Genomic DNA, 14,552 nt, shown 5'->3' on the forward strand with positions numbered 1-14,552 from the left:
ATGTGAGGAGGATCTTTATGACGAAGCAAACGGGCAAGCTGCGTTGGGGAATTTTAGGATGCGCTAATATTGCATTCAGAGCGGTAATTCCGGGAATCAAGCAATCCGAGCTGGGCGAGGTGGCGGCGATCGCCAGCCGCTCGCTGGAGAAGGCGCAGGAGGCGGCGGATCGTCTGGCTATTCCGCAAGCCTATGGCAGCTATGAGGAGCTGCTCGCCGACGACACGATCGACGCAATCTATATTCCGCTGCCGAATCATTTGCACCGCGAATGGACAATCAAGGCTGCGCAGGCGGGCAAGCATGTGCTGAGCGAGAAGCCGGCAGCGCTGACGGCTGCGGAAACGGAAGAGATGGTTGCCGCCTGCGAAGAGGCGGGCGTGGTGTTTGCGGAGGCGTTTATGTACCGCCATCACCCGCGCTACCGGATGATCCGCGACATCCTCGCGTCGGGCGAGCTGGGCGAGCTGCGGGGCATTCGCGGCGCCTTTACGTTCAACAGCGCGGCGAATGCGGGCAATGTGCGGTTTAACCGCGAGATGGGCGGCGGCTCGCTGTATGACGTCGGCTGCTACCCGATCAGCGCGGCCCGCTACCTGCTCGGCCAGGAGCCGGAGGCGGTGACGGTTCAGGCGTTATTTTCCCCGCAGCATGACGAGGTGGATATGATGGCCTCCGGTCTGGTGGAGTTTCCCGGCTCGGTCGCGCTGACCTTCGACTGCGGCATGTGGGCGGAATTCCGCAATACGCTGGAAATTTTGGGCACAGAAGGCCGGATCGAGGTTCCGTCCGCGTATGTGGCGCATGCGGATGCGAGTGCGAATTTCTTCGTGACAGTCAAAGGAACACGGCGCGAGGTGGAGGTTTCGGCGGTCAACCAGTACGCGCTGCAGGCCGATTCGATCGCACGCACGGTGCTGGCGGGCGAGCCTACGGCATTTGCCCCGTCGGATGCGGTGCTGAATATGCGGGTGCTGGATGCTTGCCTGAAGTCGGCGCGGGAACGCAAGCGCGTCGTTTTATAACGAGGAGGCGGGGAAACGAATGGACTATATTCAAATTGCGGGCGTAGTGAAGCCGGTGTCGCGGCTGATCAAGGGCTCGGATTATTTCCGGCCGGATGTGTACGATAAAGTGTGCGAGAACCTCGACGCGTACTTGAGCATCGGGGGCAACACCATTGATACCGCGTATATTTATTGCGGCGGCGACAGCGAGCGGGTCATCGGCCGATACATGCGTGAGCGCAACAATCGGGACCAGCTTGTTATTTTGACCAAGGGAGCGCATCATAACCGGGATGGCCCGCGGGTAAACAAGGCGGCGATTGATGCGGATCTTGCAGAAAGCCTGGAGCGGCTGCAGACCGATTCCGTTGAGCTGTACGCGCTGCACCGCGATGATGAGAATGTGCCTGTCGGCGAAATCCTTGAGGCTCTGAATGCGCATCTGGAAGCAGGCCGCGTTCAGTCGCTGGGCGCGTCCAACTGGAAGTGGCAGCGAATTCAGGAAGCCAACGACTACGCTGCGTCGCATGGCTTGACGGGCTTCGCCTTCAGCAGCCCGAACCTGAGCTTGGCCAAAGCAAACGAGCCGTTCTGGACCGGCTGCGTGTCGGCCGACGAGGAAACCTGCGACTGGCATGAGCGTACCGGCTTGCCGCTGCTGTCATGGTCCTCGCAGGCGAGAGGATTTTTCACCGGGCGGTTTTCACCGGAGTTGCGAGATAATTCGGATGTGGTGCGCGTGTTCTACAGCGACGCCAACTGGGAACGGCTGCGCCGGGCCGAGCGGCTGGCGCAGGACAAGGGTGTCAGCGTGATTCAGATTGCGCTTGCGTACGTGCTGCAGCAGCCGTTCCCGACGTGCGCGCTAATCGGAGCGCAAAATTTGGCCGAGCTGCAATCCTGCGACGAAGGCGCAAGGATTGCCTTGACCGCCGCCGAGCGGGAATGGCTGGATTTGCGCCGGGCCGAGCTTGCCTAGCGGGCACAGAGCGATGCGGCGGTGTTCCAGCCTGTGCAGCAGCGGCCGGGTTACGGTCGATTAGCGGCCGCCGGGTGCGCTCGTCAGGAGCAAGCCGCGTCGTGCGGCGCGAGCCGGGGCGTATGCGGCCCGAATCTCTTCAAGTGCAGCAACAAGACGACCGGACCGGGCAGCGCCGGCGTTAGGCGCAGGGATGTGTGGCGACCGGACCGGCACAGCTTACATTTATAACGAACGAGGAGCGATTATTGTGGTGCGTGTAACACCTTACTGGGAAGATTTAACGGTGCTTCAGGAAAACCGCGAGGCGCCGCGCGCTTCCTATATTCCGTACGCGGATCAAACGGCGGCTGCAACCGCCAAGCGGGGGAAATCCCCGTATTTCCAGACGTTAAACGGCAGCTGGAAATTCCAGTACCATCCCAGCTTTAAGGAAGCGGCCGACGGCTTCTATGCGCCGGATGCGGACGTGAGCAGCTGGGATGATCTGATCGTGCCTTCCTGCTGGCAGGTAAACGGCTATGATCAGCTTCATTATACAAATATTAACTACCCGTTTCCGTGCGACCCGCCGTTTATTCCGCGCGAAAATCCGGTCGGCTTGTATGTCCGGGAATTTCAGCTTCCTGCGAGCTGGGACGGCAAGGAGCAATATATCGTTTTCGAGGGCGTGAATGCCTGCTTTTATCTGTGGGTAAACGGCGTTTACGTCGGCTACAGCCAGGGCAGCCGCATTCCGGCGGAGTTTCAGGTGACCTCGCAGCTGCAGCCGGGCCGCAACCGAATTGCGGTGATGGTGCTGAAATGGTGCGACGGCACGTATCTGGAGGATCAGGACCTGTGGCGTTACTCCGGCATTTACCGCGATGTGTACATGCTGGCGCGCGACAAGGCGCATATCCGCGACGTATTCAATCGCCAGGAGCTGTCCGCCGACTACAGCCAGGCTGTGCTGCGCAGCGAGATCGAGACGGTGGGCCGCGTAGAGGTGCAGGCGGTATTACGCGACCGGTGCGGGGACATCGTGGCTTCCGGCAGCGCGATCATCGACGGGAGCGGCGTCATTGAGCTGGCCGTGACGAACCCTGTGCTGTGGAACGCTGAGCAGCCGGTGCTGTATAGCCTGGAGCTGCAAGCGGGCAGCGAGGCGCTGCGGTTTTCCGTAGGCTTCCGGGAAATTCGCATTCAGGATGGCATTTTCCGGGTGAACGGGCAGCCGATCAAGCTCAAGGGCGTTAATCGTCATGATTCGCATCCGAAGCTGGGGCAGACGATTCCGCTGAACCATATGATCAAGGACCTGAATTTAATGAAGCGGCACAATGTTAACACGGTGCGCACCTCGCATTATCCGAATGATCCGCGTTTCCTTGATTTATGCGACCGTTTTGGTTTCTATGTCATTGATGAAGCTGATCTGGAATGCCACGGCATCGGCGTTGCGGAAAGCTGGGCCGAAGGCGCCTTCCATAAGCTGTCCGTGAATCCGGCGTGGGAAGCTGCCTTTGTCGACCGCGCGGAACGGATGGTAGAGCGGGATAAAAACCATGCCTGCATCGTCATGTGGTCGCTCGGCAATGAGTCCGGCTATGGCGCGAATCATCAGGCTATGGCGCTGTGGACCCGCAATCGCGACGCCTCCCGGCCTGTACATTACGAAGGCGCTGCTTCCGTATACAACGGCGACCCGGATACGGCATGCCTGGATGTGGAGAGCCGGATGTACGCTTCGGTCGCGTTTATGGAGGAGTACGGGCAGGACACGACCAAGACGAAGCCTTTGTTCCAATGCGAATACAGCCATGCGATGGGCAATGGCCCAGGCGATCTGATGGACTATTGGCAGGTCATCTACAAATACCCGAATCTGATGGGCGGCTGCGTCTGGGAGTGGTGCGACCACGGCATTCAGAGCGAAACGGCGTCTGGTCGGTCATTTTTCGCTTATGGCGGCGATTTCGGCGATCTGCCGAACGACGGCAACTTCTGCATCGACGGCCTTGTCTCGCCGGACCGTAAGCCGCATACCGGACTGCTGGAGCTGAAGCAAATTATTGCGCCGGTTCTCATTGAAGCGGAGCGCGCAGAGGCAGGCGAGCTGCGGGTGACGAACCGCTACGATTTCAGCGACCTGTCCGGTCTGGTATTTTCCTGGAAGGTCGAGCAGGATGGCGAAATCGTGGCCGAGGGCGATCTGGAAGGCTTGGAGCAGCTCGGTCCCCAGCAAACGCAAGCCGTGACGCTTCCGTCCAGCTCTGCTGGTTTCGGCCAAGGCGAGCGCCGTTACTTGACCGTAACCGTGCGTACGAGAAGGAGTACTGCATGGGCCGAAGCCGGCTATGAGGTAGCGTTCGGACAATTTGCGCTGTCTGAGAGCGCGGCGGCGGCTGTGGCTGTGGCAACGAATGATGAGTCCGCTGAGGCTGAGGCTGGCGCTTCCGTTGATAGCAAGGCGGCAAGTGCTGCATCTGCGAGTAATACGTTGCCGCAAGGCGCTGCAACGGCTGCTGAAGGCTTCGCCCTGCAGGCCCTTGAGAACGGTCACTTGCTGGAGCTGACCGGGTTTGACTTCCGCTACGTCTTCGACTTGTACGACGGTGCGTTCACACAGCTGTCGAAGCACGGCGTGAGCATGCTGGCGGCGCCGATGGCGTTCCAGGTATGGCGAGCGCCGACGGATAACGACCGTATTATTCGCAATCAGTGGCAGGATCAGGGCTTCCACCGGGCGGGCATGAAGGTGTATGCGGTGAAATGGACGGCCGCCGACAATGGAGATGTCGAGATTGCGGTTACTTATTCGCTTGGCGGCTATATCCGCTATCCGATTTTGCATGGGGAAGCGAGCTGGAAGGTAGGACGCGACGGCAGCATCCGTCTGAAGACCGATGTACAGGTCCGGGACAACGTGCCGTTCCTGCCGCGCTTCGGATTGCAGCTGACGATGCCTGAAGGCAACGAGGAAGTCGAATATTTCGGCTACGGCCCGCATGAAAGCTATATCGACAAGCGTCATAGCGTCAGGCGCGGAAAATATTTATTCACCGTCGATGAGATGTTTGAGGACTATATCATGCCGCAAGAAAACGGCTCGCGCTACAATACGGAATGGGCGATCGTCAGCAGTGAGCTTGGCATGGGGCTGCGGTTCGACGCGCCGGCTCCGTTTTCCTTCAATGCAGCGCACTATACGCCGCTTGATTTGACGGACGCCAAGCACAGCCATGAGCTTGTCCGACGCAAGGAGACGATCGTTCATCTGGATTACAAGCTGAGCGGCATCGGCTCCAACTCATGCGGACCGGAGCTGCTGGAGCCGTACCGGCTGAGCGAGAAGTCGTTCAGCTTCGCGCTTCAGATCAAGCCGGTATTTAAGGAAGACGAATAGAGGCCGTTTATCGGCAGCAACAGGGGATGTCCCGTCAGGTCGCGTGATCTGACGGGACATCCCCTGTTTGGCTTCGTCTGATCGGCATCAGACGCCGCATGTTTGCGGCTCGTGGCCATCGCTTATTTCACCGACTGCTGCAGCCAGCTTGTCATCCTGTCCACGATTTGCAACTGCTGCTCATCCGGGGAGATGGACGCCGGCTGATCGCCCTTTTGCAGCCCGTAGCTGCCGAATTGCGAATGATTCCCGCCGGTAATCGTCTCGTATCGGGTCGAAGCGGGCAGCAGCGTGCGCGCCTCCTCGTACTTGTCCCAGTTCATCACGGCATCCATGGAGCCAGTGATCGACAGCACCGGCAGGGCATGGTTGATCAGCGATCCTTCCGGATCGGGATACGAGCCTAGCAGAAAGACTCCCTTGATCCGCTCCGGATGACGGGCGGCAAAGCGGGCAGCCATCGTGCCTCCGAGCGAATGGCCCCCGATGATGAAGGTAGCGTCGGGCTGGCTGTCCATCAGCGGCAACGCCCGTTCGCCATCCAGCACGGCGAGATTGAGCGGCATCTTCACGATGTACACGGCGTGGCCGGTCGAGGCCAGCATCCGGGCGAGAGGGGCGTAGCTTTCCGGCTTGACGAGTCCGCCGGGATAAAACAGCACAGTCGGCTCCGTTCGGGTTTTCGGCATGAAGCCGATCCATTTATCCTCATCGACGGTCTGAACCGAGCTGCTGCTTTGCAGCACGGCCAATGCCCGCGCATCCGGCGGGTAGGGCCGCACATAGACATAGCCTGCTATGAACAAGCCCGCAACGAGGAGGACGGCTGCTGCAAGCATCCACCGGCCGATCCGGCGCAGCTTCGATTGAGATTGCTTCATGGGTATGACACCTCGCTGTTCGTTGGAAGGCTCCCCCTTATTATGTGCGATTGGCGGGCTTGAAGTAAAGTTGAGCCACGGGCCTAGCTTCTCCTGGCCACCTTGAAGTTATCCTCCAGCAGCAGCCAGTTTTGCGGAAAAGGCAGACCGAGCTTCCAGTAGCTGATCCCTCGGAGGTTCAGCTCCTTAAGCAGATTAAACTTCGCCTGGATCGAGCGCGCATCCTCAAACCAGACGATGTGCTGGCGTCCTGCCGGGTCCCAGTAGGTAAAATGCGGCGCCTGCGCCTTGTCGTCGTACTCAATGCGGGCATGATGCGTTCGCGCCAGCCGGATCGCCTCCTGCGGACTGACGGCGCGCGCATAGGCTCCTCCTTGCACGTAAGGCAGCGTCCAGTCGTAGCCGTACAGGTTTTGGCCCATCATGATTTTGGAGGAGGGCATCTCGGAGCGTGCGTACTCCAGCACCTGCCGGACCGGTCCGATCGGCGATACGGGCATCGGGGGGCCGCCGCTATAGCCCCATTCGTAGGTCATAATCACGACAAAGTCGGCGACCTCGCCATGCGTCCGGTAATCATGTGCCGTATACCAGGCGCCGGTTTGGGCGGCGCTTGTTTTGGGCGCGAGTGCGGTGGACATCAGAAAGCCCTCGCGATGGATCGCCTCGGCTGCCCGCCGCAGGAAGCTGTTGTAGGCCTCTCGGTCGGCAGGGCGCAGATGCTCGATATCGAAATGAATGTCGCGGAAGCCAAGCTCCTGCGCGGCGGCGATGATGTTCGCCAGCAGCTTGTCTTGCAGCTGCCTGTCGTTCAGAATCGTCTCGCCCAGCTCCGCGCTGAACTGGTCATGCTCCAGATTGGTCACGACCATCATCAGCGTGACGTGCCTGGAGCTGGCGATCCGGGGCAGCTCGCCGAGCGGCGGACGCTGCAGCGTGCCGTCGCGGTTGATGCGGAAGCTGAACGGCGCGAGATAGGTCAGATACGGAGCGGCTTCCTCAGCCGCCCGCGTCAGCGCCGGGCTGACGCTTCCGCCTCGCGGCTCGATATAGGCGTTCGATTCGATGCTGCGGCGGGGCGCAGGAGGGATGTACAACCGGTCGCCCGCCCGAAGCGGTTGCCCGGGCTGCAGACCGTTCACTGCGGCGAGCCGTTCCGCGCTAAGGCCGTACGCTGCAGCGACAGCGCTCAAGGTGTCGCCAGCGCGGACGATATGCCATTGGCCCGCAATGGGAATGACCAGCGCCTGACCGACAACAAGTGTGTCGGCGGGCCGCAGCTCATTGGCCGCGGCGATTTCCGCCACTGTCACCTGGTAGACGCGCGATAGCTGATACAGCGATTGTCCGGGGTTTACAACGTGAATCTGCATGGCGATGCGCTCCTCTCAAGGGTAGTCGGAATCGTGGAGTCGGCCGCAGGGCGGCCGCATAGCCGGCAAGCCGTCATAACCAGCGTATTCGCGACAGGCCGGTTCCATGCCAGGGCAATGGCTGAGAGGCGCGTCGCAGTGAAGCCGGGAAAGGAGAGTGTCCGCTGGTTGGCGTCCGGCAGGAACAATATTCCTTCAAGTCTAAAAAAAACATGGCCTGATGTCGATATATAAAGAGGTTATTTAATTTTCGGCAGAAACAGACAGGAGAGATGAAACCGATGCGTTTTCAATGGCTCAAAATCATGGTACTGGCGCTGGTTGTCGCTCTGGGAGCAGGAGGGTTCACCGGAACGCCGACACTGGCTGCGACGGAGACGATCTCCAACCTGGTTTTGAACAAAAACGAGCTGGCTCTGGAGGTCGGCGCGACAGCTACGCTAACGGCGACGGCGGTGTATGTAAGCGGAACGACGGAGAACGTCTCGGTGAAAACGGAATGGAACGCGGCCGAACCGGAGATCGCCTCCGTTTATGCGGGCGCAGTGACGGCCAAGAAGGAAGGCAAGACGGTTCTGACCGCTACCTATATGGGCAAAACGGTCATTGTCAATGTGACAGTAACGAAGCGGGTGCGTTCCCTGATCAAGGACAAGCAGCTGATTGATCTCAGACAAGGGAAGTCGGAGCAGGTCACGCTGACCGCGTACTACGACGACGGCAGCAACGAAGATGTGACCAGCAAGGCGGACTGGAATATCGACAATGGCTCGGTAGCGACAGTGATTAACGGCAAGGTGACGGGGCAAAGCTCCGGCAGCACGGTGATCACCGCCAAATACAACAGTCAGCAGGTTACGATTCCGGTTAACGTGGAAATTGTCAAGCGTGTGGACCCGGAGAAAACGGAGCTTTCCTTGCTCAAGGGCGAGACAGAAAGCGTCAAGCTGATGGCGACTTACCCGGACGGCACTGTCGAGGATGTATCGGACAAGGCGGATTGGGTATCGGCGGACAGCGACATCGTCGATGTCATCAAGGGTAAAATTACCGGCTACGGTCCGGGACAGACGAGCATCAAAGCGACGTATGGCACGAAATCGACGACGATCAAGGTAGATGTCGACCATGCGATCAAGATTGAGCTGGACAAGCAAAGCCTGTTTATGAAAAAAAGCAGCACCTCGCAGCTCAAGCTGACCGCGACCTATGCGGACGGCAATACAGAGGACGTAACGGCCAAAGCCGAATGGGCTTCAGGCAATGATGATGTCGTTTATGTAATCAAAGGCAAGGTGAGCGCCAACGCGGCAGGCGAAACGACCGTTACCGCCAAATACGGCAACAAAACCGTGCAGGCGAAAATTGATGTCGAGGTGCCGCGCCGTCTGGAGCTGGACACGGAGGAGCTGTTCATCAAAGCGGGCGAATCGAGCCAGTTGACGCTGCAGGCAACTTATGCGGACGGTACGGAAGAGGATGTTACGGCGGTTGCGGAGTGGAGCGTGCAGGATTCGACGATTGCCAGCGTGCTGAATGGAAAAATTACAGCCCTCAAGGCAGGGATCACGAAGGCGACGGCCGCCTATGGCGGTAAAACCGTGACGACAACCGTCTCGATTGATGTACCTTTGAAGCTGGCGGCAAGCCATAAAAACGTCAATTTCCAGATCGGCTCTACGGAGCAGGTGACGTTGAAGGCCTTGTATGCGGACGGGCGGGAAGAAGACGTTACAAGCAAGGCGGTCTGGAGCTCCGGCAATGAAAACATCGCGGAAGTCCGCAAAGGCTTTGTGTCCGGCGTAGGCACGGGCGCGACTACGATCAAGGCAACCTTCGGCACCCGTTCATTGACGCTGCAGGTGTCGGTGGGTGTGCTCAAGACGTTGGCCGTCGACCAGTCCAAGCTTATTATGACCAAGGACGAGACGAAATCGCTTGAGCTTAAAGCAACGTATACGGACGGTACAACATCCGATGTAGCGACCGAAGCGGTCTGGACGACCTCCGACCCTAAAATTGCGCTTGTCTCGGAGCAAGGCAAAATTACAGCCGTCAAGACGGGCGAAGCAAAAATCAGCGCAACGTTCAGCGGCAAGACGATTGAGATCGCCGTGCAGGTGGATATGGCCAACAAGCTGGTTGCCAACCCAACCTCGCTTGCGTTTGACCTGGGTGAAACGCGGGCGATTTCCTTAAATGCGGCCGACAGCAACGGAACCTCCAAAAATGTCGCGCAGGAAGCGGAATGGAAGTCGGCCGATGAAAAAATCGCCACGGTTGTTAATGGGGTCGTGACTGCTGTCTCGCGCGGCAAAACAACCATTACAGCTACTTACGGCGGTAAAACGATCACGGTGCCGGTGGAAATCGGTGTCGTGGAGAGCATCGAAGTCGATAAGAAATTTATCGCAACCAAACGTGGAGATACGGTACAAATTCGACTGACGGCCATTCTGACCGACGGCAGCTCGAAGGACATGACCGAATCCGCATCGTGGCGCTCCACCAACTACAAAACAGCCGATGTCAAGGGTGGTCTGGTGACCGCGATTGACTCCGGCTCAGCGATTATCGTCGTTTCCTTCGCAGGGAAAACGATCAACGTGCCTGTCGATATCGACAAGCTCAAGTATTTGAAAACAAACGAAGTGGCTATCGACCTGAAAAAAGGCGCGACCTTCGACCTGAAGGCGATCGCAACTTATTTCGACGGCTCGGATAAGGATGTCAGCGTCGAGGGCCTGTGGACGTCCACGAATATCCGGGTAGCGGATGTGAAGGACGGCGTTGTGAAAGCGACGGGTAAAGGCAAAGCGACAATTACGGTCGCCTACGGCAACAAAAAAACAACCGTCGTTGTGACGGTGGCCGGGTAAACGAATAGACGGCAGCTCAGCGGCCGCCCCTGTGCAGAGGAGTTTGCATGGGGGCGGCCTTTTTTTCTGCCGGAAAGCAGAGTTAGATGAACGGAAACAGAGATTTCCGGAAAAATTAAAGAGATAAGGCGTGAGAAGGTGAAGGAAGAGGCTTGGTGTTTTAGCGACTCTCCGCGTACGATGGTATTGACTACCCAAAACGTATTGGTTAAAAGCAATCCTATCCTTTTTGTATCGCATGATTCGGAGGATGGAATGTGGCAGTTTCATAGTGGGGAAGAAGTGAATCTGAACGAGGCAATGATCGTCAGCCTGGAGGAAATTGTGAAGTACGACAGGACGATCACTAGACTTGCGGGTTTACCGTTGGGGTGGGTCGCCTGGAGAGATCAGGTGGAGGCTGCGTTTCACACAACTCCCCGTATTGAGCAAGCGCGGGGAACATGGTAAAATAATTCCGTGAACCCGCAGGTTTTGTCGATTGGCGGACTGACGCGGGCAACCAGGAGCAAGGCACGCGGGAAGCTGCCGAATACCGATTCCAGTGGAAGTCGCGATGTACAAGGTAACCATAAGATAAGGGGCGTGACCTGATGATAAGTGAAAAATTGCTCGCCAAGCTGAACGATCAAATGAACTTTGAATTTTATTCTTCGCAAGTGTATCTGGCTATGGCCGGCTATTGCGCGTCCGAAAGCTTCGATGGCTTCGCTAATTTCTTCATCGTGCAGGCAGAGGAAGAGAAGTTCCATGCGATGAAAATTTTCCACTTCATCAATACAGTGGGTAAGCGTACGGATGTCAGCGGAATGGAAAATCCGGAAAACAGCTACGCTTCGCTGCTGGACGCATTTGAGCATGCCTATTCGCATGAGCAGATTGTGACCCAGCGCATCTATGAGCTGTCGGATATCGCGTGGAATGAGCGTGAGCATGCGACCATTAACTTCTTGAAATGGTTTATCGACGAGCAAGTCGAAGAAGAAGCAACCTTCGACAGTATCATTCAGAAGCTGCGCCGCATCGACAAGGACAGCAATGCATTCTATATGCTGGATGCCGAATTGGCCCAGCGCACCTTCGTACCTCCGGCAGCGGGCGAAGCGTAACACGAAGCAGCCCCCGGATGTCCGGGGGCTGTTTGCTTGCTGCCGGGTGTTTGCCGAGATGCCGTCAGACGATAGCAGGATGCTGTTAACTTGCCAGCAGATGAAGATCAGGCAGTTGTTTTTTGAATTTGCTCAGATGGGCGTCATACCTGCATAGACGGGCGTCGTACCTACATATAGTCGGAGAGAGGAAGTAGAGAGATGAAGGACATACAGGGACAGCATGACCTGAGCGCCAGTCAGACGGAGCTTGCCGGCGGCTGGGGCTTCGGCATGATTGGAACCGGAGCAATTGCCGAGCTGCATGCGCTGGCAATTCATAACTTGCCGGGCGCACGCCTGATAGCAGCGGCCGGGCGTCATGCAGCGAAGGTGCGGGTGTTTGCCGAGCAGGCAGGCTGCGAGGCTGCGTCGAGCGTCGAGGAGCTGCTTGCCCGGCCGGATGTACAAATCGTTAGCGTCGTCACAAGCAGCGGCAGTCATGCGTCACTTGGCGAGCAGGTGCTGCGCGCCGGCAAGCATCTGGTCGTCGAAAAGCCGATGGCGATGACGGTAGAGGAATCGGAGCGGCTGCTGCAGCTCGCGGAGGAGCGCGGATTGACGCTGAGCGTCATTTCACAGCGGCGCTTCGAGGAGCCTTACCAGCTGGCCAAACGGGTCATTGACGAGGGGAAGCTGGGCCGTCTTATTTTTATCGAGGCATTGACGCCGTTTTATCGCGATCAGGCGTATTACGATTCCGCCGATTGGCGGGGCACGCTGGCTGAGGATGGCGGGGCATTGATGAATCAGGGCATTCATCAGCTGGATCTGCTGCTTTGGTTGGGCGGGGACGTGTCGCGTGTGACAGGTAAGGTAGCAACGCAGACGCATCGGATGGAAGCGGAGGATTTGGGGCTTGGCATCGTGACGTTCCGCAGCGGAGCGCTGGGCAGTGTACTCGCATCGACCAGTCTGCAGCCAGCTCAGCCGCCTACGGTCAAGCTGTACGGCGAGCACGGGGCCATCTGGATTGAAGGCAATGCAGTGACGGTATGGTCCGTACCTGGCGTCGAGAAGCCGGCGGCTCCCGACCAGCTGTCCTCCGGCGGAGCCAGCGATCCTAAGGTGCTGCAGGACGAGAACCATCGCAAGCAGCTTGCCGATGTCATTGAAGCCATCGAGCAGCAGCGCGAGCCGCTCATTACCGGACGTGATGGCTTGCGCGCCGTGCAGCTGGTGAATGCAATCTACGAGTCGTCACGGACGGGACGCGAGGTTGTGCTGGGGTAAACGGGCTGGGAGTGTCGCCCCGGCAGCGTCGAATTCCGTACCTCAAGCACATACAACCCGCTGGCGGATAAATGGGTGCTTGGCGACGCTTCGGCTTACAAAGAGGGGGAAACGGAATGAACAGAAATGCAGAGCAAGCGCCTTACACGGTGCAGGTGAAGCAAACGACGTTGGTCGGCGTGGCGCTGCCGTCGATGATGGCCCCGGTGACGGTGTTTACGCTAACGCTGAGTCGCGATGTGGGTGAGTTGGAAAGGTGGCTGATGATCGGCGTGCTGTTCATCTGTCTCATCTCCGGTATTGTCATGCTGGGCTATGCGCTCCGGCTGCGGCCGCTGACGGTAGATGCGCAAGGCATCAGCACTGGACGCGGTGTCTACGCATGGCGCGAGCTGGAGAAGCTTACGCTGCAGGCGAAGGGCCGCCAGCTGCAGCTTAAAATTCGCGGAAAGTGGGGCGTCCAGACGTTCGACGTAAGCGATGAGCAGGCTTTTGCCGAAGCGGCTGCTGAGCTGGGTCAGCGGGCAGAGCAGCGGGGGATTGCGGTAGAACGCAAGTGAAGCTGAAGCATGGGCGCCAGTCCCTCTATGAAAACATCCGGGTATGAAAGGAATAGAAGCTCCCGAGTCTGCTGCCAAGCAGGAACGGGGGCTTTTGCTGTGTGGAGGTGCGGGTGCAGGTGCAGGCCGCTGTGCCTGCTGGGCAGACCGCGTCTGTGGAAGCTGTTGACAAGACAAGTAACAACGTAATAATATAAGTTTACGTAAAAAAATATTTTTATGGATGTGTGTCTGACGTGACAAACCCTGAAGTACAGGAGCTATACCGGCTGGAGTATGCCGAGCAGGCAGTGGCGCTGCTCAATCCGCTGCGTGCCGAGGTGCTGCGTTTGTTATGCGAGCCAGCCTCGGCATCGGAGGTCGGCCGGCTGCTGGGGGAGAGCGCCCAGAAGGTCAACTACCATTTGAAGGCACTGGAGAAGGTGGGCTTGATCCGGCGCAGCGGCACCCGGCAGGTGAAAAACTTGCTGGAGGTGCTGTACCAGTCTATCGCGCGTACGTATTTGATTCCCGATGCATTTGGCTGGGCGGAAGCGACGATTCAGAAGATGAAGGATCAAGGCGCGCTGCGCCACCTGATCACGGCCTCTGAGCGGATGCGCGGCGATGCGATGCGGCTGATGGACATCGCCGACTCAGCGGCGGGAGAGGTGCCGAGCGCTGTACTGGAAACGGAGGTGTATTTGCCGGACGAGACAGCCAGACAGGCATTTATCCGCGACTATGCGGAGGCGGTGCAGGCATTGGCCGAGAAGTACAGCTCAGGATCAACCGGGCAAGGCGCAGGCTTCCGGGTGTTAACCGCCGTATATCCGGAGCCGGATCGACCGGAATCAAAGGAGGAGCGCAAATGACAACAAATCAGCAAGCAGCGGCCGTCCCTACTGTGATCTGGGAATCGGAGCGCGGCGATCAGGCCGGGCAGGAGGCTACCGTCTACGAAATTCGGCCCGGCCAAGGCGTAGGAGAAGCAGGGGGGCCGGTCATCCGTGTAACCTCCTCCGGCTTCGGACAGCAGCCAACCAAGGCTGTACGATCTGGAACGCTTGCACTGCGTAATGCGGCATAATGCTGAATGAACAAAACGTTGAAACCGGGAGGTTT

General features: G+C 58.3%; 11 protein-coding genes. 9 read left to right on the forward strand and 2 right to left on the reverse strand.

Features of this window, described 5'->3' with window-relative positions; genetic code table 11:
- Window positions 1-17: 17 nt before the first annotated feature.
- The 3 genes from AC6ROY_RS09360 (at window position 18) to AC6ROY_RS09370 (ending at window position 5,374) form a co-directional block, all read left to right on the forward strand.
- Window positions 18-1,025: a Gfo/Idh/MocA family protein gene (locus tag AC6ROY_RS09360; RefSeq protein WP_500100010.1), complete on the forward strand. Its 1,008-nt coding sequence runs from the start codon at window positions 18-20 to the stop codon at window positions 1,023-1,025.
- Between the two features lie 19 nt (window positions 1,026-1,044).
- Entirely contained in the window at window positions 1,045-1,986 is a 942-nt protein-coding gene (locus AC6ROY_RS09365; protein WP_500100012.1) for an aldo/keto reductase, read from the forward strand.
- Window positions 1,987-2,236: 250 nt separating this feature from the next.
- Window positions 2,237-5,374, forward strand: coding sequence for a glycoside hydrolase family 2 TIM barrel-domain containing protein (locus AC6ROY_RS09370; RefSeq protein WP_500100014.1), 3,138 nt, complete (start codon window positions 2,237-2,239; stop codon window positions 5,372-5,374).
- A 122-nt stretch (window positions 5,375-5,496) separates the two neighbouring features.
- Here AC6ROY_RS09370 and AC6ROY_RS09375 read toward each other — a convergent pair whose 3' ends face one another.
- Both AC6ROY_RS09375 and AC6ROY_RS09380 read right to left on the reverse strand, forming a co-directional pair.
- On the reverse strand, window positions 5,497-6,255 hold the full coding sequence (locus AC6ROY_RS09375; protein WP_500100015.1) for an alpha/beta fold hydrolase: 759 nt from the start codon (window positions 6,253-6,255) through the stop codon (window positions 5,497-5,499).
- Between the two features lie 83 nt (window positions 6,256-6,338).
- Complete coding sequence (locus AC6ROY_RS09380) at window positions 6,339-7,628, reverse strand: glycosyl hydrolase family 18 protein (RefSeq protein ID WP_500100016.1); 1,290 nt, start codon at window positions 7,626-7,628, stop codon at window positions 6,339-6,341.
- Between the two features lie 281 nt (window positions 7,629-7,909).
- Here AC6ROY_RS09380 and AC6ROY_RS09385 point away from each other — a divergent pair, with 281 nt between their 5' ends.
- From AC6ROY_RS09385 to AC6ROY_RS09410, 6 genes are all read left to right on the forward strand, one after another.
- Complete coding sequence (locus tag AC6ROY_RS09385; protein WP_500100018.1) at window positions 7,910-10,507, forward strand: Ig-like domain-containing protein; 2,598 nt, start codon at window positions 7,910-7,912, stop codon at window positions 10,505-10,507.
- 593 nt (window positions 10,508-11,100) lie between these two features.
- The gene (locus AC6ROY_RS09390; protein ID WP_500100019.1) at window positions 11,101-11,616 is read left to right on the forward strand and encodes a ferritin; all 516 of its coding nucleotides are present in this window, start codon (window positions 11,101-11,103) and stop codon (window positions 11,614-11,616) included.
- A gap of 201 nt (window positions 11,617-11,817) precedes the next feature.
- Window positions 11,818-12,888: a Gfo/Idh/MocA family protein gene (locus AC6ROY_RS09395; protein WP_500100021.1), complete on the forward strand. Its 1,071-nt coding sequence runs from the start codon at window positions 11,818-11,820 to the stop codon at window positions 12,886-12,888.
- A gap of 116 nt (window positions 12,889-13,004) precedes the next feature.
- On the forward strand, window positions 13,005-13,448 hold the full coding sequence (locus tag AC6ROY_RS09400) for a hypothetical protein (RefSeq protein ID WP_500100022.1): 444 nt from the start codon (window positions 13,005-13,007) through the stop codon (window positions 13,446-13,448).
- A gap of 236 nt (window positions 13,449-13,684) precedes the next feature.
- Entirely contained in the window at window positions 13,685-14,302 is a 618-nt protein-coding gene (locus tag AC6ROY_RS09405) for a winged helix-turn-helix domain-containing protein (protein ID WP_500100023.1), read from the forward strand.
- On the forward strand, window positions 14,299-14,517 hold the full coding sequence (locus tag AC6ROY_RS09410; RefSeq protein WP_500100025.1) for a hypothetical protein: 219 nt from the start codon (window positions 14,299-14,301) through the stop codon (window positions 14,515-14,517). Before AC6ROY_RS09405 ends, AC6ROY_RS09410 begins: the two co-directional genes overlap by 4 nt.
- Window positions 14,518-14,552 lie beyond the last annotated feature (35 nt).

The sequence above is a fragment of the Paenibacillus sp. sg306046 genome, from assembly GCF_059821225.1.